Here is an 18981-nt window from a genome sequence, read left to right as displayed (position 1 = left end):
GAGGTGTTCTGTCTCACCTCTTACGCCTCGCGGGTCCCTTCACTCACGTGTCGCACTCCAGCACCGTCCGGCACAGCGCGCAGCGGGCCCGTACCCGGCCGCGTACCGGCACCCTGATCCGCTGGTGGCAGGTCGGGCAGGGGAAGGACACGCGCAGCGGGCCGTGGCCGTCGGGGGTGAAGGTGTAGGGGAGGCCGGGCTGGGCGCCGGGGGCGTGGTGGTCCTGGGCGTAGCGGCGGTCCTTGGCGTAGCGGCGGCGGCCCGCCCAGCCGGCCGCGGTCAGCGGGGGCTGTTGCTCGTCGCGGCGGGCCTGGGCCATGCCCTTGGTGTACGCGGTGTACGCCTGCGGACTGGTGAACCAGATCGAGGGGTCCTCGCCGAAGACCAGGGCGCGTTTGGCGAGGACGTACCCGAACTCCTCGGGGGTGAGGTAGCCGAGCTTCTGCGAGGACGCCGCGTCCTCGCGGAACGCGTCGAGGAGGAGCCAGCCCGCGCCCAGATACGTCGCCGCCGTGTCCGTGAGGATCTCGGTGTCGCGGGTGCCGGGGAAAGAGAGGTCGAGGCGGTGCAGATAGACGTGCATCACCTCGTGGGCGAGGGCGGCGCCGATGTCATGGCGGTGGGTGCGGAAGCGGTCGTTCAGTTCGATGAAGTACTCGGGGCCCGCGGTGAGTTCGACGTTCGCCGCGTGGGTCATCTCGCGGAAGCCGACGATCATCCGGGCGTCCGGCAGCCGGTAGTGGCGCACCATCTCGCGGGCCACGCGCTGTGCGCCCAGGTGCAGGTCGTCGGTGTCGCTGAAGGCCACGTCGGCGGGGGCCACGCTGGCCGCGAAGGTGTGGATGGTGTCGTACGAGAGCCGTTTGTAGAGCGCGGTGATCGAGGCCCGCACCGTGTCGAGGTGTGGGTAGCCGTGCTCGACGGGTCCGCCGTTCGCCACGTCCGCACCCCCTGAAGACGTCAGGCCTCCACTGTATGCGGGGTTCTGGCAGGAGGTGGGGCGCGCGGGCCCGTGGTCGGCCGCCGCTGGCCGGAAAGGGCTCCTTGCCGGTGCCGCTCGGCGGTCTCGATAATCCGCACCAGCTTGGCAGGGGCATGCCATGGCTGTCGCCCGTGTACGCGCTGCCTTGCGTTCAACCCCCCACGAGAGGAAGCACGTTGAAGTCTCCGAAGAAGTTCACCGGTGTCAAGAGAGCCCTCGCCCTCGGCGCCGTCACCCTGGCCGCCGTCTCTCTCCAGCCCGTCTCCGCACAGGCCGCGCCCGCGCCCGTCGTCGGCGGGACCCGGGCGGCGCAGGGCGAGTTCCCGTTCATGGTGCGGCTGTCCATGGGCTGTGGCGGCGCGCTGTACACCAAGCAGATCGTCCTGACCGCCGCGCACTGTGTCAGCGGCTCGGGCAACAACACCTCCATCACCGCCACCGCCGGCGTCGTCGACCTGCAGAGCAGCAGCGCGATCAAGGTCAAGTCGACGAAGGTGCTCCAGGCGCCCGGCTACAACGGCAAGGGCAAGGACTGGGCCCTGATCAAGCTCGCCACGCCGATCGAGCAGCCCACCCTGAAGATCGCCACCACCACCGCGTACAACAACGGCGACTTCACCGTCGCCGGGTGGGGCGCCACCCGTGAGGGCGGCGCCCAGCAACGCTATCTGCGCAAGGCCACCGTCCCGTTCGTCGACGACGCCGCCTGTCAGCAGGCGTACGGCAGTGATCTCGTCCCCGGTGACGAGATCTGTGCCGGGTTCGTCGAGCAGGGCGGCGTGGACACCTGTCAGGGCGACTCCGGCGGGCCCATGTTCCGCAAGGACGACACGGGTGCGTACATCCAGGTCGGGATCGTCAGCTGGGGTCAGGGCTGCGCGGAGCCCGGCTACCCCGGGGTGTACTCCGAGGTGTCGACCTTCGCGGCCGACATAGCCCGGGCGGCGTCCGGACTGTAGGAGCCGCGGTCGTACGTCGCTGAGCGGGCGCCCGTGGCCCCGGTTGCGGGCGCTCCGCCGCGCACCTGACAGATCGCGGTCACGAACGCTATGCTCCCCGCGATGACGACTCACTCTATTGACAGAATGGGGGACCCGTCCGCGCAAGGTGAGTGCTGATGCTCACTCATATCGCGAATGGGGATTCCCGCCTTTCCTTCTGGCTGCGCGTGCGCGAGTTCGCCGTGCCGCCGTCCATGATCGAGACTGCGACCGCCCGCCGCTGTGCCGGGGACTGGGCGGGGGCGTGCGCCGCCGCAGGCATCGATGTCGATCTCAATCTGCGTTCCGTGGCACGCACTTACGGCCACGACCTCGCCGCTCGGGTCCGGGCCGACCTCCGCCATCTGGCTCCCGACCTGTTGCGCTGGCACATGCCGAGGGTCGCCCCTGATGGGCTGTTGCGGCCGGGGCTGACCATCACTCTGGCTCGCTACGACTACGGCGCCGCGGGGCGTGACAGTGAAAGTCCGGTGCACCTCGTGGTCCGGACTCCACCGGCCTGGGCGGACGGCGGCCAGCGGATCAGCCTCGCGCTGTGGGACGGATCCCAAGGCGCACCCCACGACGGGTTCTCCTTCGAGGCCGCCGCCCGTCGGCATCCGCATCCCCGGCCCAACCGGCGGTTCCGCCTCGACCTGCACCGTCACCTGTGGGACGCGCGCAGGACCGACGAGCTGCGGGTCAGGTCCGGGGCCGAACGGCCGCCCGCCGACGGCCGTCCCACGGACCTGGACCCGGACCCGGATCCGTCGGGGCTGGGGCTGGTGCCCCAGGGACGCGGCTGCGCCGTCGACCGCTGGGCGGCCGAGGCGGGGATTCTGCTCCGCACGGAGGGACGGACGGCCGGGACCGTGACCGTGCGGTTCGGGGGCGGGCATCGGCTGGTCCTGGACCTGGGCGCGGACGGCGACGTCACCGGGCCGCCCGCTCTGCGGATCGCGGCGGCGCCCGCGGACGGCAGCGCCTCCGCGCTGCCGGTGCTGCCCGACGCGGCGACCTGGGTGCCGCCCGACCTGGAACTGATCCGTGCCGGTTGGATCGAGGCCGACCGGCTGCATCCGCTGGTCGCCTCGGCTCTCGTACCGGATCATGTGCCGGCCGGTCGCTCCGGGGCTCCGGACCGGGCAGGGCAACCGCGTCTCGTGGAGTGCCGCGGCGCTCAGCACCGGATCGGCCTGGTCGACGGCGTACTGGCGCCGCTGGACCACGACCCGGCCGAGATCCGCCGCGAGGAGTTGCTGGTCGCACTGACCGGTACTCCGCTTCCCTGTCTGCGGGCCATCGACGAGGCACACCGTCGTCCGGACTGCCTCAGTGGTGTCCACGAACGCCTGATCCATGGCGACACCGCCGGTGCACTGGCCGTCGTCGAGGGACTGCTGGGCCCCGACGTGGTGCTGCGCGGCGGCGCTCTGCGGGACGAACTGGAGGCGGCCGCGCAACGGCGGATCACCTACGGGCTGTTCAGGGCAGGCCTGGCCGGACCCGGACCCGGCCGCATCCGCCCGGGCGAAAGCCGTCCTTCCCACCACCGCACCCACCCGCGCCACACAGCCTCTCGCTGACCCCGGGGACGTCCGTCCCCGCGCCACACGACCCCTCGCTGAACCAGGACGTCCGTCCCGCACACCCACGCGCCCCACCACGAACCCAAAGGTGATGAAATATGCCCACATGCACCCCATACACCGCCGCCACCACCCTCTCCGACGCCACCTGCTCCGACGCCACCCCCTCCGCCCCGGCCCCCGCCTCCCAACTCGACGTCGCCGGCGAGTTGTTGACCCTGTTGCGCGACGCCACCACCGAACCGCGCCCCGACACCCAGCTGGAGGCCCTGACGCTGGCCGTGGCCGCCGACCTGCCCGTGCTCCTGTGGGGTGAGCCGGGGATCGGCAAGACCGCGGCCCTGACGCAGCTCGCCACGGCCCTGGACCTGCCGCTGACCACGGTGATCGCCAGCGTGCACGAGCCGTCCGACTTCTCGGGGCTGCCCATCGTCGGCGACGATCCCGCGGAGCAGGGTGTCCCGATGGCCCCGCCGGACTGGGCCGTGCGACTGGTACGGGCGGGACGGGGGCTGCTGTTCCTGGACGAGCTGTCCACCGCGCCGCCGGCCGTTCAGGCCGCCCTGCTCCGCCTCGTACTGGAGCGGCGCATCGGCGCCCTGCAACTGCCCCCCGGCGTCCGCATCGTGGCCGCGGCGAATCCGCGGTCCTCGGCGGCCGACGGCTGGGAGCTGAGTCCGCCGCTGGCCAACCGGTTCGTCCATCTCCAGTGGACCCACGACCACGAGGTCGTCGTACGCGGCCTCGGCGGGACCTGGCCCCGGGCGACCCTGCCGCGACTCGACCCGCAGAAGCTGCCGGAGGCCGTGGACTTCGCCCGCCGCGCGGTGTGCGGGCTCCTCGCCGCCCGCCCCGCGCTCGTGCACCGGCTGCCCAGCAGCGAAACCCGCCGGGGCGGCGCCTGGCCGTCCCCCCGAAGCTGGGACATGACCCTGAGTCTCATCGCCTTCGCGACCGCGGCCGGCTCCTCCCGTGAAGTGCTCTCCCTGCTGGTCAGGGGCACCGTGGGGGACGGTCCGGGGCTGGAGCTGCTGGCAAGCCTGGACCGGATGGACCTCCCGGACCCCGAGACGCTGCTCGCCGACCCGGAGAGTGCCGTCCTGCCCGAGCGCGGAGATCTGCGCCAGGCCGTGCTCGACGGCGTGGTGGCCGCCGTCCGCAAGCGCCCGGAGAGGGCACGCTGGGACGCGGCGTGGGCGCTGCTGGTCCGGGCGCTGGAGACCGGAGCCCCCGACCTGGTGGTCGTGCCCGCGACCACACTCGCCACACTGCGCCAGGAGGACTGGGACGTTCCGGCGTCGATCGAGCGGCTCACCGGAGTGGTGTCCCTGTCCCGGCGAGCGGATCAGGCGGCAGACCGCGCGGAGGCCCGGGCCGCCGCCGTCGCCGCGAAGGCCGGCCGATGACCCCGGACGCCCCGGGGGCACTGGACCTCGACAAACTCTTCGCCGCCCGGCTGCACGCCGCCCGGGTCCGGCCCTACCTGGCGACGGCGCTGTTCGCCCTGCACACCGTGGAGTCGCGGCGGGTACTGACGATGGCCGTCGACCGGCACTGGCGGTGCTATGTCTCGCCCGCCTTCGTGGAGCGGACGCCGGTCGAGGAACTGGCCGGCGTATGGGTGCACGAGGTGTCGCACCTGCTGCGCGACCATCACGGGCGCAGCGACCGGTTCGCGCGCGAGCACGGGCTGACCGGCCCGGGGGAGCGGCTGCGGATGAACATCGCCGCGGACTGCGAGATCAACGACGACGCGTACGGGGATGGGCTGGTCCGGCCCGAAGGAGCTGTCGAGCCGCAGCTTCTGGCCCTGTCTGACGGGGAGCTCATGGAGGACTACCTCCGCCAGTTCCGGCTCGGTGCGCGTACCCAGGACCTGGCCTGGCTGGACTGCGGCAGCGGCGCCGACGGACTGGACCGGGAGTGGGACCTGGGAGCGGACGGCGCGCACGGCCTCAGCGAGCAGGAACGGGACGCGGTCCGGTTCCGGGTGGCGCAGGGCATCAACGCCCGTCCGGGGAAGGCCCCGAAGGGCTGGCGGCGGTGGGCGGAGGACGCGTTCCACCCGCCGCAGCCGTGGCGGGAGCTGCTGGGAGCGGCGGTCCGCTCGGCGGCCTCCGGCTCCGGTGCGGGCGAGGACTACACCTACGGCCGGCCGTCGCGGCGCTCGGCCGGGGTGCCCGGCGCCATTCTGCCGAGCCTGCGGCGCAGGCCGCCCCGGGTCTGCGTGGTCATCGACACCTCAGGGTCGGTCAGCGACGCCGAACTGGGCAGCGCGCTCCTCGAAGTCGCCGCGATCTCCCGTGCCGTGGGCGGCCGGCGCGACCTGGTCACCGTGGTGCCGTGCGACGCGGCGGCCCGGATCGCGCACCCGCTGTGCCGTGCCGAGGGAATTCCGCTGCTGGGCGGTGGCGGTACGGATCTGCGCACGGGCTTCGCCAAGGCGCTCCGCACACAGCCCCGGCCCGACGTCGTCGTGGTCCTGACCGACGGGCAGACGCCCTGGCCGGAGTCGAGACCGCCGTGCCGGACGGTGGTGGGTCTGTTCCCTCGGCGGCACGCGTCGTGGGACGAGGACGATCCCGAGTACGTGCCGGACTCGCCGCCCGCGTGGGCACGCGTGGTCGAGATCGGCTCGGTACCCGCCGCTCGGTGAGCCCACCCGGGACGGGAGTGCTCGGTCCGTCGGCCCGTCAGGCTCGTTAGTCCAACTGCTCTCCCTTCTTTGTCCATGGGCACGTTGGGCTCACGCGCCGCAGGCTGGCGGCACCCCGAACGCCGCCTCCAGGAGGAGTGCCTTGCAGCCCTCAGCCATGCCCTCAGCCACGTCCACAGCCACGTCCACAGCCATGCCCTCAGCCATGTCCGCAGCCCTGCCTTCAGACACCTCCTCAGCCCTGCCCTCGAACACCTTCGCCCCCAGCCGTCGTGCCGTCGTCGCCGCGGGAGCCGCAGCCGGGATCGGGGCCGCACTCGGCATGCCCGGTGCGGCTTCGGCGGCCGGCGGACCCGACGAGAGCACCGCCCCCGCCGACGACCTCACCATCCGCTCCGCCCCCCTCGAAGTCCGGGTCGCCGCCGCCTTCCCGCGGATCGTCTCCTACACCGACCGCGCCACCGGCGCCGTCCTGCACGGCCAGGAGGGCGAGGTCACCTCCGTCCTGATCGACGGCACCGAACGCACCCCGACGGTCACCGCCACGGCGGGCGCCGACGCGGTCGCGTACCGGCTGGCCTTCGACGGCGGCACCACGATCGACGTCGAGGTCGTCGTGACGGACCGTCAAGTCACCTGGAGAGTCACGGAGATCGCCGACACCACTGCCCTCCCGGTCGGCACCCTCCGCATCCCCGGCCTCGCTCTGCTCTCCGTCCGCAGCGATCAGTCCGGCGCCCAACTCCTGGCCCCCCGCATCCAGTTGGACAAGTCGAAGAGCGGCGACACCCTGGTCGCCCCGACCGCGGACACCCCGGCGGAGGCGGCGAGCGGCTGCGCCTACGCCGTCGTCGCGCACCACGGACTCGCGGGCGCCGTCGAGACCAACACGGTCTACGACAAACCCGACAGCACCAGCTCGCGCACCCCGACTACGCGGGCAACTACAACAAGCGTGCCGGTGGCCTCGACGACCTCAACACCCTGGTCAGGGAGGGCAAGAAGTGGAACAGCGACTTCGCCGTCCACGTCAATGCCACCGAGTCCTACCCCGTCGCCCACGCCTTCTCCGAGACCCTCGTCGACAAGACCGACGAGCAGTGGGACTGGCTGGACCAGAGCTACCGCATCGACCAGCGCCGCGACCTCGTCTCCGGCGACATCGTCCAGCGCTTCGCCGATCTACGCCGCGACGCCGACCCGGCCCTCAACTCCCTCTACATCGACGTCTTCCGCGAGTCCGGCTGGACCTCCGACCGCCTCCAGCGCGCCCTGCGCGAGCAGGGCTGGCACGTCACATCCGAGTGGGGCCACGGCCTGGAACGCTCCTCCCTGTGGTCGCACTGGGCGACCGAGACGGACTACGGCCCCGACACCTCCCGCGGCATCAACTCCCGGCTGATCCGCTTCATCCGCAACCACCAGAAGGACGTCTTCGCCGACAAGTGGCCCACCCTGCTGGGCATCGCCCGCATGGGCAACTTCGAGGGCTGGACCGGCAAGACCGACTGGACCCACTTCCACGACCTGATCTGGACCGACTCACTGCCCGCCAAGTACCTCCAGGCGTACCCGATCAAGGCGTGGGCGGAGCACGAGATCACCTTCTTCGGACCGGCCGGCACCTCGGTGTCCGACGCGGACGGCACCCGCCGTATCACCACCGACGGGCGGCTCGTCTACGACGGCGGCAGCTACCTCCTGCCCTGGGAGCCGAGGAAGCCCACCAACCCCACGAAGCTCTACCACTACAACCCCCAGGGAGGCAGCAGCAGTTGGCGCCTCCCGCGCGGATGGGAAGGCCTCTCCGGAGTCGCCCTGTACCGCTCACCGACCAGGGCCGGGTCTTCCTGAAGTACGTCCCCGTACGCGCCGGAAAGGTCACCCTGGACGCCACGCCCAAGCAGCCGTACGTCCTCTACCGCACCCTCCCCCAGTCCCGGCTTCGCTCGACCGGGGGACCCCCACCGCGGACAGCCCCGACCCCTCCTGGGGCCAGGCGACGCCCCTCCGCGACCCCGGCTTCAACTCCGGTTCCCTGAAGGGCTGGACGGTCACCGGCCCCGCCTCCGTCGCACTGAGCGACCTCGGCGACTACGAGCTGGTGATCGCCTCCGGCGGCGCCGCCACCGTCTCCCAGCGGCTCACCCGCCTCAAGCCGGGCCCGTACGCCGCCTCCGTCCAGGTCGAGGTCGGCGAGAGCGCGGACGGCACCCGCAAGGCGTGCCTCCAGGTCCGTACCGCGGACGGCGTCATCGCCGCCAACTGGACCGAGACGTCCACCGCGGGCAACTACGTCGCCGCCGACCGCAAGCACGGCACACGCTTCCAGCGGATGTTCACCTGCTTCACCGTCCCCGAGGGCGGCGGCCCCGTCGACCTCACCCTGCGCGCCGACGCCGGGCACGCGCGCGTGCGCTTCGACAACGTACGGGTCGTACCGGGCCCCCGCCCGGCCAAGCAAGGCGCCCTCGTCTTCGAGGACTTCGAGAACGTCCCTCAGGGCTGGGGCCCCTTCGTGAAGGGCGACGCGGGCGGCGCCACCGACCCGCGCACCCACATCGCCCAGCGGCACGCGCCGTTCACCCAGCGCGGCTGGAACGGCAAGGCGATCGACGACGTCATCGACGGCTCCGAGTCCCTCAAGTCGCGCGGCGAGAACGACGGACTGGTCTACCGGACCGTGCCGCACACGGTGCGGTTCGCACCGGGCCGGCGCTGCCGGGTCACCTTCCGCCACGAGAACGAGAAGGCCGGGCAGTACGCCTGGATCACCGCCGTCGACCAGGGCGCGACGACGACGGAGCTCGACCGCAAGGATCTCCCCGTCGCCACCGAACCGACCGAACTGTCCTACGAGTTCACCGCGCCCGGTGCGGGCGAGGCCTGGGTCGGGCTCCGCAAGGTCGGAGACGACGGCACGGCCGAGTTCTCGCTCGACTCGTTCGAGGTGAGCGAGGTCTCCTGAAGCGACGGGGCTTCCTGAAGCTCCAGGATCCACACGTCGTTGACGCCCTCACGCAGGACGGGACCGGGGACGTACAGCGAACCCTGCGGGCCCACGGACCAGTAGCGTCCGAGATTGAACCCGTTGATCCACACGAACCCCCGGGTCCAGCCCGGGAGTTCCAGGAGGGCGTCCCCGGCGCCGCGCACCTCGAAGGTGCCGCGGTACAGGCCGGGGGCGCCGTCCCCGGGGAGTTCCCGGAACGGGACGGCCCCGAGGTCGTCCAGCGCGTCCAGCCGCAGCCCCCGGGCCCGCACCCCGTGCAGATACTGCCGCTCGTGCAGCACACCCCCGGTGATGCCCTTCGGCTCGCCCAGGCGCGGCCCGTAGTTGACCCTCCCCAGGGACTCCACCCACAGCTCCACGCGCGCGTGCCCCGCGACGGGCTCCTTGAGCTGCGGCTCGTCCTCGGTGAGCACCCCCGCCCGTACGCCGTCGACGTACACCACCGCCAGGTCCCGCAGCCCGCGCAGGAGCAGCGGGTACGGCTGCCGCGGCCCGGGCACGGTCACCTCGTACCGGACCAGGCCCTGGTCGACGTCCAGTTCCTCGAAGGTCGGCGGCACCGGGTACTCGCCCCCGGGGCCGCCCGCCGCCTCCAGCACGGCGTCCAGAGAAGCCCACTCCCCGAGGTCGACCGGCGTGGCCGCCCCGAGTCGCGCGGGCGCGGGCGGGACGTCGGGCAGCGGACCGTCGGCGTACCCGGCGAGGATCTCCCGGAAGTGCCAGAACTTTTCGGTGGGGCGCCCGAGTTCGTCGATGGGCGCGTCGTAGTCGTAGGAGGTGACGTCCGGCTCCAGCGGGCCCTCGTGCAGATCGCCGCCGCCCCGGTTGGCGCCCGCCCAGCCCGCGAAGTTGGTGCCGCCGTGCGCCATGTAGAGGTTGACGGACGCCCCGCACTCCAGGATCTCCCGCAGTGCCTGAGCCGCGTCGCCGGGATCGCGTACGACGTGGCCGGCGCCCCAGTGGTCGAACCAGCCGCACCAGAACTCCATGCACATCAGCGGGCCCTCGGGCCGGTGCCGGCGCAGCGTCTCGAAGGCCTCGCGTGCGCCCGAGCCGAAGTTGGCGGTCGCCAGGACACCGGGGACCGAGCCGCCGGTCAGCATGTGGTCCTCGGGCCCGTCCGACGTGAACAGCGGCACGCGCACGCCCTCGGCGCGCAGCAGATCGGCCAGCCGGCGCAGATACACCTGGTCGGAGCCGTAGCTGCCGTACTCGTTCTCCACCTGCACCATCAGCACGGGCCCGCCGCGGTCGACCTGCCGCGCCACGATCTCCGGCAGCAGGACGCGGAACCAACGCTCCACGTGCCCCAGATATTCCTCGTCCCGGGTGCGGAGCTTCCCCGTCAGCCAGTGCGGCAGCCCGCCGTTGTCCCATTCCGCGCAGATGTACGGGCCCGGGCGCACGATCGCCCACAGCCCGGCCTCGCGGGCCGCGTCCAGGAAGCGGCCCAGCCGCTCCACATCCCGGAAGTCACCCGGGAGCGGCTCGTGGAGATTCCACGGAACATACGTCTCCACACAGTTGAGCCCCATCGCCCGCAGCATCCCCAGCCGATGCGCCCACTGCTCCTCGCGCACCCGGAAGTAGTGCAGCGCGCCGGACAGCAGCCGCACCGGGCGCCCGTCCAGCAGAAAATCCGTGTCCCCCACCGTGAACTCGCTCATGGCCACACGATCACTTGTAGCGGGGCTCTTGTCCATGGAAAAGATCAGTGCTGGTTGGAGCAAGCGATGCCCAGTGTCCCCCTGAGTGACGCCAATCAGGACCGGGGGCGCAACTGGATGCGCTATTTCACCGTTCCTGGGCAGCGAGCGGCAGTGAACCCGCGCGCCGGCACGCCCCGAACGGTCTTGGGCGCACTGGTCATCCGCTTTCGCCTCCGGGTGGCGACACGGATCGTGTCCGTGGTCCGGTTCCGGAAGGGCGGAGTCCCTCACGACCTGGCCTCGTGGATGCGGCCAGAGGCGACGGGGAGGCCCTGAACCATCTCGCTGGTGGAGTAGGGGCCCCGCACGCTGGCACCGCACCTGGCGTCCCAGGTCGCGGTGCCCACGCTACCCCGATGCCCGAACGGCGCAGCAAGCCGAGAAGCCGACGATCACACGATCGAGTTAACGTCGAGCAATAGGCGTCCCCCGTCAAACAGTTGCCGCGGCAACCCCTCCTGGAGGTGGAGACGGGCGCGGCCGTCCACGAACTCCTCGTCGCCCTGCGCCGCGCCCGCGCCGACCTCGCCCCCGACGGCGACGAAGTCCTCCAGGCCCTCGCCCGCGACGCCTTCCAGCCCCTGTCCGTCGCCGAGCACGCGGCCCGGCACGGCATGACCCCCGCCGAACTGCGCACCGCCGTCCGCCGCGGCGCCGGATGCAGCCCCAAGGACTACCTCCTCGGCATCCGTCTGGGCCGAGCCAAGGAACTCCTCGCCGCCAGCGAACTCCCCGTCGCCGCCGTCGCCCGTCGCGTCGGCTACGACGACCCCGCCTACTTCTCCCGCCTGTTCACCCGCCGTGTCGGCATGGCACCCGTCCGCTTCCGGGAACAGCAGGGCCGCACCGTCCCCGGCGGCTGGAGCAACCGGATACCGGATCCGGACGATCCACCCATGATCGAGCGACTGCACGCCACGTAGGGTTGGTCCCCATGAGTACCAGCAACACCAACGGAACGGCCGGCGGCAGGGACCACGAGGTCGACCCGGCCGTCCGCGCCGAACTCGCCCGGCTGCGCGAGAGCATCGACAACATCGACGCCGCCGTCGTCCACATGCTCGCCGAGCGCTTCAAATGCACCCAGCAGGTCGGCCACCTCAAGGCCGCCCACCAGCTGCCGCCCGCCGACCCGTCCCGCGAGGCCCACCAGATCGCCCGGCTGCGCCGCCTCGCCGAGAACGCCAACCTGGATCCGGCCTTCGCGGAAAAGTTGCTGAATTTCATCATCGCCGAGGTCATCCGCCACCACGAGCGCATCGCGGACGACACCGTCGGCAGCACCGCCGACACGGGGGAGTGACACCGGGCCGTCCCAGCGTGCATCCTGCGCTGAGCACTTCCTGTCGAGCACTCTGTCGAGCACTCTGTCGAGCACTCCCTGACACAACCACGGGCCCACGTCGTGAGTCCGTACGGGCATAAGCTGGTCTGTCCAAACGAGGGGACGTCGGGCCATGCCTCCGGATGCCAAGATCCTCATCGTCGACGACCATGCGGACACGCTGTACGCCCTGGAGAACGCCCTGGCCCCCCTCGGCTACCTCGTATCGCGGGCGACCGGCGGCGACGAGGCACTCAAGGAAGTCCTGCGCGGCCAGGTCGGACTGCTCCTCCTCGATGTGCGGATGCCCGGCGTCAGCGGCCTGGACGTCGTGCGCTACATGCGGCGCGTGGAGCAGACCCAGCACATCCCCATCATCCTGCTCACCGGCTTCGGCTCCGACGCCGAACTCACCTCCACCGCCTTCGGCCTCGGTGTCGCGGACCTCGTCATGAAACCCGTCGACCCCTGGGCGCTGCGCACCAAGGTCCGCTACCTGTACGACGCCCACCAGCGCTTCCAGAGCCTGGAACGCGAAGTGCGCGCACTGCGCGCCCTGGTCAAGGAACTCACCCCGGACTCCGCCGGCCTCGCCCACCCCGACCCCCGCGTCCCCGGCCAGCGCGAGGCCCGCAACCGGAAGCAGACCCGTAAGGGGAAGCAGGAACAGACCCGCAACGGGAAGCAGGAGCAAGGCCGCAACGGCACACGGGAACCGGACCACAACGGCAAGCTTGAGCAGGACCGGACATAAAGCGCATGCCGGGCTGCCTCTGTGCCTTGACAGAGGCATCAGGCAGCATGTCCTCATGTCCGTACTGACGCGCGACGAAGCGCAGACCCGTGCCAAGCTCCTCGACGTCCACCACTACGGGATCGAACTCGACCTGACCCGCGGGGACGAGACGTTCGACTCCCTGACCGTCATCCGGTTCACCGCCCGCGCCGACGCGGACACCTTCGTCGAGCTGAAGCCCGCCGAACTGCGCTCCGTCACCCTCGACGGGCAGCCCCTCGACCCCGAGACCCTCGACGAGAACCGGCTGCCGCTGAAGGGCCTCACGGCGGGCGAGCACGAGCTGCGCGTCGACGCCTCGATGCGCTACTCCCGCACCGGCGAGGGCATGCACCGCTTCACCGACCCCACCGACGGCGAGACCTACCTCTACACCCAGCTGTTCATGGAAGACGTCCAGCGCGTCTTCGCCGCCTTCGACCAGCCCGACCTGAAGGCCGTCTTCGACCTGTCCGTCACCGCCCCCGACGGCTGGACCGTCCTCGCCAACGGCGTCACCGAACACCTGGGGGAGGGCCGCTGGAAGGCCGCGCCCACCCCGCTGATCTCCACCTACCTCGTCGCCGTCGCCGCCGGCCCCTGGCACTCCGTGCGCACCGAACACCGCGGCCTGCCCTTCGGTATCCACTGCCGCCGCTCCCTCGCCCCCCACATGGACGCCGACGCCGACGAGATCCTCGACGTCACCCGCGCCTGCTTCGACCGCTACCACGAGAAGTTCGACGAGCCCTACCCCTTCGACTCCTACGACCAGGCGTTCGTCCCCGAATTCAACGCCGGCGCCATGGAGAACCCCGGACTCGTCACCTTCCGCGACGAGTTCATCTACCGCTCCGCCGTCACCGACACCGAGCGGCAGACCCGCGCCATGGTCATCGCCCACGAAATGGCCCACATGTGGTTCGGCGACCTCGTCACCCTGCGCTGGTGGGACGACATCTGGCTGAACGAGTCCTTCGCCGAGTACATGGGCTACCAGACCCTCACCGAAGCCACCCGCTTCACCGACACCTGGGTCGACTTCGGCGTCATCCGCAAGCCCTGGGGCTACGAAGCCGACCAGCGCCCCTCCACCCACCCCGTCGCCCCCGACCCGGACGCCGTCCCCGACACCGCGTCCGCCATGCTCAACTTCGACGGCATCTCCTACGCCAAGGGCGCCTCCGCGCTACGGCAGTTGGTGACCTGGCTCGGCGAGAAGGACTTCCTCGACGGCATCAACACCCACTTCGCCCGCCACAAGTTCGCCAACGCCACCCTCGCCGACTTCATCGACTCCCTCGCCGGAGCGACCGAGCGCGACGTGCATGCCTGGGCCGACTCGTGGCTGCGCACCACCGGCGTCGACACCCTCACGCCGACGATCACCGCCGCGGCCGACGGCACCCACACCCTCACCGTCGAGCAGCGGGGCAGCCGCCCGCACCGCATCGCCGTCGGCCTCTACGACCGGGACCTCACCGACGACGGCCGCCTCACCCTGCGCGAACGCCTCGAACTCGACGTACCGCAGACCGAAGAGGCGGAGATCGGAAAGCGCCCCGCCCTGCTGCTCCTCAACGACGGGGACCTGTCCTACGCCAAGGTCCGCTTCGACCCCGAGTCCTTCGAAACCGTCCGCGCGGCCCTCTCCGGCCTGCCCGACCCGCTGACCCGCGCCGTCGTCTGGAACGCCCTGCGCGACGCCGTACGCGACGGCGAACTGCCCGCCATGGCCTACGTGGAGGCCGCCCGCGCCCACCTCCCGCACGAGAGCGACCTCGCCCTCGTCCAGGGCGTCCTGACCTTCGCCGCCGCCCACGTCGCCGACCGCTACCTGCCCGCCGAGGACCGTCCCGCCGCCCTCGCCACCCTCACCGACCTCTGCCGCGACCTCATGCGCCGCACCGAGGACGGCTCCCACCCCGGCCTGCGCCTCACCGCCGTACGCCACTTCATCGACGTCGCCGCCCACCCCGACACCATCAGCGCCTGGTTCTCCGAAGGCACCGTCCCCGGCGGCCCCGAACTCGACCCCGAGCTGCGCTGGCGCATCCTCGGCCGCCTCGCCGTCCTCGGCGCCGTCGACGACGCCGTCATCGACGCCGAACTCGTCCAGGACCCCAGCGCCACCGGCCAGGAAGGCGCCGCCCGCTGCCGCGCCGCCCTGCCCGACCCGGAGGCCAAGCGCCGCGCCTGGGAGGAGATGTTCGCCTCCGACGAGCTCTCCAACTACCTGTTCACCGCCACCGCCCAGGGCTTCTGGCAGCCCGAACAGGCCGACCTCGTCAGGGAGTACGTCGAGCGTTACTGGCCCGACGCCGTGGCCCTCGCCGCCCGCCGCGGCCCCGCCATCGCCGAGGCCGCCGGACGGTACGCCTTCCCCTTCCACGCCGTAACCCCGGAAACCCTCGCCCTCGGCGAGGCATGCCTCCGCGACGCCGACCCCATCCCGGCCCTGCGCCGCAAGCTCGTCGACCAACTCGACGACCTGGCACGGGCGTTGCGGGTGCGAGAGGCGTAGGACCGGCGCCCTCGGTCCCGGCTCCTCCCACACGACGATGCGGCGGGCTGATCATCCCTCCTGGGCTCGGCCAGGCAGGGATGATCAGCCCGAAGCCCGCGGAGGAGCCCCCGTGATCGTTGTGACCGGCGCGACCGGGAACGCAGGCCGCTTTCTCGTCGACCGCCTCGTCGCCGAGGACCAGCCCGTACGGGCACTGACCCGTGACCCGGCACGGGCCGCGCTGCCGGCGGCGGCCGAGGTCGCACGACTCGAACTGGCCGCACCGGCCGCCCTGTTCGACGGCGCGACGAAGCTCTTCCTGTACGCGCAGATCGCCGCGGACCGCATCGAGGCCCTCACGGGCACCCCGGCCCGCACCTTCGCCGGCTGGGCCGAGGACCACCGCGCGGACTTCACGGCCCGAGCCTGATGCCCACGCACGACGTCAACGAGGGCCGCGCGTACGACGCTCAGCATCGCGCACGGCCTCAACGAGGGCCGCTCGTACGACGCCTAGCACCTCCGCCGCCCCTACACATTTCCTCCGTACGGCAGTACCCCCATTCGGGTCGGATCGTTGTGCTCTCCGGGCGCGCCGACCCGATCCGCGTGCAGGCTTGGACTTCCCCTGCCGCGCGCCCACCGGAGGACACCCCATGAGCACGCCGCCCCTCGCCTCTGGTCCCGAAGGTCCCGGTGCGCTACGGCCGTTGCTCGACACCGTGCTCGACGCACTGCGCGACGGCGGCCGCGCCCGGGGCGGGCCGCTGCCCGCCGGCGGACCGGAGGCGGTCGCCGCGCGCGTGCGGGACGCGGTCGGGGACGTACTGCCGGAAGAAGGCGACCCGGACGCCCTGCGCGCCCTCGTCCACATGCTCGCCGAAGGCGCCGCCGACCCGGCGGACCCGCTGTGCGCCGCCCACCTGCACTGCCCACCCCTCGCCGTCGCCACCGCCGCCGACCTCGCCGCCTCGGTGCTCAACCCGTCCCTGGACTCCTGGGACCAGGCCCCGGCCGCCTCCGAACTGGAGGCACTCGTCACGCGATCACTCGCGCGCCAGGTGTACGGCGACGAAGGCGACGCCCTCGTGACCACCGGCGGCACCGAATCCAACCAACTCGCCCTCCTCCTCGCCCGGGAAGCCCACGCCGGCGTACAGCTCCTCTGCGGTGCCAACGCCCACCACTCGCTGCACCGCGCCGCCTGGCTGCTCGGCCTGCCCGACCCCGTCGTCGTCCCCGCCCCCGCAGGAACGATGGACCCGGCCGCCCTGGACGAAGCCCTCACGGAGCTGCCCGGCCCCCGCGGCTCCCTCCTGGTCGCCGCCACCGCCGGCACCACCGACACCGGGCTCATCGACCCGCTGCCCGACATCGCCGACCTGTGCGCCGCCCACGGCGCCCGCCTCCACATCGACGCCGCCTACGGCGGAGGCCTCCTCTTCAGCGACCGCCACCGCACCAAGCTCGACGCACTCGACCGCGCCCACACCGTCACCCTCGACCTGCACAAACTCGGCTGGCAGCCCGTCGCCGCCGGACTCCTCGTCGTCAAAGGGCCGCACGACCTCGCCGCACTGGAACACCGCGCCGACTACCTCAACGCCGACGACGACACCGAAGCAGGCCTCCCCGACCTCCTCGGCCGCTCCCTGCGCACCACACGACGCCCCGACATCCTCAAAATCGCCGTCACCCTCAAAACCCTGGGACGGCAAGGCATCGGCGCCCTCATCGACCAAGTCTGCGCCCGCGCCAACGAGTTGGCCGGCCTCGTAGCGGCCCACCCCGGCCTCGAACTCTACGACCGGCCGGTCATCAGCACCGTCCTGTTCCGGCCCGCCGGGGCCACCGACGACACCGTCGCCGCCGTACGCCGCACCCTCCTGAACGAAGGCCGCGCCGTCCTCGGCCGCGCCGCACTCGACGGCCGCCTCTGGCTCAAAGCCACCCTCCTCAACCCCCACACCCGGCCGGGCGACCTGGCCGCGCTTCTGAAACTGGTGGAAGGACACACCCCCCGATGAGCCCGACGCCCACCCCCACACGCCCCGCCGCCGAGGCACCCCGCGACCTGGTGGGCATCGGCATCGGCCCCTTCAACCTCTCCCTCGCCGCCCTCGCCCACCCCCTCGCCGAACTCGACACCGTCTTCTACGAACAGCGCCCCGGCTTCGACTGGCACCCCGGCCTCCTCATCGACGGCGCCACCCTCCAAGTCCCCTTCCTCGCCGACCTGGTGACCCTCGCCGACCCCGCCAACCCATGGTCGTTCCTCAACTACCTGAAAGACCGCGACCGCCTCTTCCCCTTCTACTTCGCCGAGCGCTTCCACATCCAGCGCGCCGAATACGACGCCTACTGCCGCTGGGTCGCGGACAGCCTCCCCGGACTCCACTTCGGCCACCAGGTCGACGCCGTCCGCTGGAACCCCGAACGCGCCCTGTTCGAGGTCGACTTCACCCAACTCGACACCGACGGACAAGCCGAAGCCTTCGGCCGCTCCTACACCCGCAACATCGTCCTCGGCGTCGGCACCGCCCCCCACATCCCCGAACCCCTCAAACCCCTCGTCGAAGCCCCCGGCGTGCCCGTCATCCACGCCGCGGACTACCTCAAACACCGCGACCAGTTCCTCACCGCCGAACACATCACCGTCATCGGCGCGGGACAGTCCGGCGCCGAAGTCTTCCTCGACCTCCTCAGGAACCGGCCCGCCGGACACGAGAAGATCCACTGGCTCGCCCGCACCGAAGCCTTCGCCCCCATGGAGTACTCCAAGCTCGGCCTGGAACACTTCACCCCCGACTACACCCGCTACTTCCACCACCTCACCGAACCCGTACGCGACCGGCTCGTCGCCGCCCAATGGCAACTCCACAAAGGCATCGACGCCGACACCATCGCCGCCATCCACGACGAGCTCTACCGCCGCACCCTGCACGGCGGCTGGCCCGACGCCGTCCTCACCCCCGCCGTCACCGTCCGCACCGCCGGCCGCGTCGCCACCACCAAAGTCGAACTCCACCTGGAACACGTCCAGCAAGGCGCCCGCTCCTGCCTCACCACCGACGCCGTCGTCCTCGCCACCGGCTACCGCGAACGCCCCCTCGGCCAGATCCTCGCCGGACTCGACCCCTACCTGTGCCGCGACAGCAGCGAACGCCCCCGCATCGACGACCAGTTCCGCCTCGTCCTCGACCCCTCCGTCACCGGCCACGTCCACGTCCAGAACGCCGAACTCCACACCCACGGAGTCGGCGCCCCCGACCTCGGCCTCGCCGCCTGGCGCAGCGCCACCATCCTCAACTCCCTCACCGGCAAAGACCCTTACCCGCTCCCCGGGCGAACCGCCTTCACCACCTTCGGACTTGAGCAACAGCCCCACATCCCGAGCACGCGGCAGACGGCTCCGACACTCATCCCCCTCGTCGAGGGACGGTAAGA

General features: G+C 71.7%; 14 protein-coding genes and 4 pseudogenes. 16 read left to right on the top strand and 2 right to left on the bottom strand.

What is annotated here, in order from left to right; genetic code table 11:
* Positions 1 to 43 precede the first annotated feature (43 nt).
* A complete protein-coding gene (locus ACZ4WS_RS30705) occupies positions 44 to 940 on the bottom strand; it encodes a hypothetical protein (RefSeq protein ID WP_467985570.1) in 897 nt (298 codons plus the stop codon).
* Between the two features lie 218 nt (positions 941 to 1158).
* Between ACZ4WS_RS30705 and ACZ4WS_RS30700 the strand changes: the two genes are divergently transcribed.
* From ACZ4WS_RS30700 to ACZ4WS_RS30660, 9 genes and pseudogenes are all read left to right on the top strand, one after another.
* Positions 1159 to 1941: a S1 family peptidase gene (locus tag ACZ4WS_RS30700; RefSeq protein WP_467985568.1), complete on the top strand. Its 783-nt coding sequence runs from the start codon at positions 1159 to 1161 to the stop codon at positions 1939 to 1941.
* A gap of 158 nt (positions 1942 to 2099) precedes the next feature.
* Complete coding sequence (locus tag ACZ4WS_RS30695) at positions 2100 to 3548, top strand: hypothetical protein (RefSeq protein WP_467985566.1); 1449 nt, start codon at positions 2100 to 2102, stop codon at positions 3546 to 3548.
* A gap of 101 nt (positions 3549 to 3649) precedes the next feature.
* Positions 3650 to 4957 (top strand): AAA family ATPase, encoded by a 1308-nt coding sequence (locus tag ACZ4WS_RS30690; RefSeq protein WP_467985564.1) that lies wholly within the window; start codon positions 3650 to 3652, stop codon positions 4955 to 4957.
* Entirely contained in the window at positions 4954 to 6207 is a 1254-nt protein-coding gene (locus ACZ4WS_RS30685; protein WP_467985562.1) for a vWA domain-containing protein, read from the top strand. The genes ACZ4WS_RS30690 and ACZ4WS_RS30685 overlap by 4 nt, the downstream gene beginning before the upstream one ends.
* A gap of 157 nt (positions 6208 to 6364) precedes the next feature.
* Positions 6365 to 7150 (top strand): annotated as a pseudogene (locus ACZ4WS_RS30680) (endo-alpha-N-acetylgalactosaminidase family protein); the annotation flags it as partial.
* A pseudogene (locus tag ACZ4WS_RS30675) lies at positions 7042 to 7668 on the top strand (endo-alpha-N-acetylgalactosaminidase family protein); the annotation flags it as partial. The pseudogenes ACZ4WS_RS30680 and ACZ4WS_RS30675, both read left to right, overlap by 109 nt.
* A gap of 12 nt (positions 7669 to 7680) precedes the next feature.
* A complete protein-coding gene (locus tag ACZ4WS_RS30670; RefSeq protein ID WP_467985895.1) occupies positions 7681 to 8061 on the top strand; it encodes a glycoside hydrolase family 101 beta sandwich domain-containing protein in 381 nt (126 codons plus the stop codon).
* Between the two features lie 169 nt (positions 8062 to 8230).
* Positions 8231 to 8617, top strand: a pseudogene (locus ACZ4WS_RS30665) (endo-alpha-N-acetylgalactosaminidase family protein); the annotation flags it as partial.
* Between the two features lie 3 nt (positions 8618 to 8620).
* Positions 8621 to 9175: a hypothetical protein gene (locus ACZ4WS_RS30660; protein ID WP_467985893.1), complete on the top strand. Its 555-nt coding sequence runs from the start codon at positions 8621 to 8623 to the stop codon at positions 9173 to 9175.
* Here ACZ4WS_RS30660 and ACZ4WS_RS30655 read toward each other — a convergent pair.
* Entirely contained in the window at positions 9061 to 10887 is a 1827-nt protein-coding gene (locus ACZ4WS_RS30655) for a glycoside hydrolase family 35 protein (RefSeq protein ID WP_467985560.1), read from the bottom strand. The genes ACZ4WS_RS30660 and ACZ4WS_RS30655 overlap by 115 nt on opposite strands.
* Before the next feature lie 494 nt (positions 10888 to 11381).
* Between ACZ4WS_RS30655 and ACZ4WS_RS30650 the strand changes: the two are divergent.
* From ACZ4WS_RS30650 to ACZ4WS_RS30620, 7 genes and pseudogenes are all read left to right on the top strand, one after another.
* Positions 11382 to 11852: pseudogene (locus ACZ4WS_RS30650) on the top strand (helix-turn-helix transcriptional regulator); the annotation flags it as partial.
* 11 nt (positions 11853 to 11863) lie between these two features.
* Positions 11864 to 12232, top strand: coding sequence for a chorismate mutase (locus ACZ4WS_RS30645; RefSeq protein WP_467985558.1), 369 nt, complete (start codon positions 11864 to 11866; stop codon positions 12230 to 12232).
* A gap of 154 nt (positions 12233 to 12386) precedes the next feature.
* Complete coding sequence (locus ACZ4WS_RS30640) at positions 12387 to 13007, top strand: response regulator (protein WP_467985557.1); 621 nt, start codon at positions 12387 to 12389, stop codon at positions 13005 to 13007.
* Positions 13008 to 13062: 55 nt separating this feature from the next.
* Entirely contained in the window at positions 13063 to 15552 is a 2490-nt protein-coding gene (gene pepN, locus ACZ4WS_RS30635; RefSeq protein WP_467985555.1) for an aminopeptidase N, read from the top strand.
* A 112-nt stretch (positions 15553 to 15664) separates the two neighbouring features.
* A complete protein-coding gene (locus ACZ4WS_RS30630; protein ID WP_467985553.1) occupies positions 15665 to 15964 on the top strand; it encodes an NAD(P)H-binding protein in 300 nt (99 codons plus the stop codon).
* A 226-nt stretch (positions 15965 to 16190) separates the two neighbouring features.
* Positions 16191 to 17561 carry a pyridoxal phosphate-dependent decarboxylase family protein gene (locus tag ACZ4WS_RS30625; RefSeq protein ID WP_467985551.1) on the top strand — a complete coding sequence of 457 codons (1371 nt, stop codon included), beginning with the start codon at positions 16191 to 16193 and terminating at the stop codon, positions 17559 to 17561.
* Positions 17558 to 18979, top strand: a complete 1422-nt coding sequence (locus ACZ4WS_RS30620; RefSeq protein WP_467985549.1) for a lysine N(6)-hydroxylase/L-ornithine N(5)-oxygenase family protein — start codon at positions 17558 to 17560, stop codon at positions 18977 to 18979. The genes ACZ4WS_RS30625 and ACZ4WS_RS30620 overlap by 4 nt, the downstream gene beginning before the upstream one ends.
* The last annotated feature ends 2 nt before the right edge of the window (positions 18980 to 18981 follow it).

The organism is Streptomyces sp. NPDC029292, assembly GCF_055569295.1.
This window is presented reverse-complemented; position numbering and strand designations above follow the sequence as displayed.

What these genes read in the sequence shown, in the direction of transcription:
- ACZ4WS_RS30695 (WP_467985566.1), top strand. Translation starts at nt 2,100, where the DNA reads ATGCTCACTCATATCGCGAATGGGGATTCCCGCCTTTCCTTCTGGCTG.
- pepN (WP_467985555.1), top strand. Translation starts at nt 13,063, where the DNA reads ATGTCCGTACTGACGCGCGACGAAGCGCAGACCCGTGCCAAGCTCCTC.
- ACZ4WS_RS30640 (WP_467985557.1), top strand. Translation starts at nt 12,387, where the DNA reads ATGCCTCCGGATGCCAAGATCCTCATCGTCGACGACCATGCGGACACG.
- ACZ4WS_RS30645 (WP_467985558.1), top strand. Translation starts at nt 11,864, where the DNA reads ATGAGTACCAGCAACACCAACGGAACGGCCGGCGGCAGGGACCACGAG.
- ACZ4WS_RS30685 (WP_467985562.1), top strand. Translation starts at nt 4,954, where the DNA reads ATGACCCCGGACGCCCCGGGGGCACTGGACCTCGACAAACTCTTCGCC.
- ACZ4WS_RS30655 (WP_467985560.1), bottom strand. Translation starts at nt 10,887, where the DNA reads ATGAGCGAGTTCACGGTGGGGGACACGGATTTTCTGCTGGACGGGCGC.
- ACZ4WS_RS30625 (WP_467985551.1), top strand. Translation starts at nt 16,191, where the DNA reads ATGAGCACGCCGCCCCTCGCCTCTGGTCCCGAAGGTCCCGGTGCGCTA.
- ACZ4WS_RS30690 (WP_467985564.1), top strand. Translation starts at nt 3,650, where the DNA reads ATGCCCACATGCACCCCATACACCGCCGCCACCACCCTCTCCGACGCC.
- ACZ4WS_RS30670 (WP_467985895.1), top strand. Translation starts at nt 7,681, where the DNA reads ATGGGCAACTTCGAGGGCTGGACCGGCAAGACCGACTGGACCCACTTC.
- ACZ4WS_RS30620 (WP_467985549.1), top strand. Translation starts at nt 17,558, where the DNA reads ATGAGCCCGACGCCCACCCCCACACGCCCCGCCGCCGAGGCACCCCGC.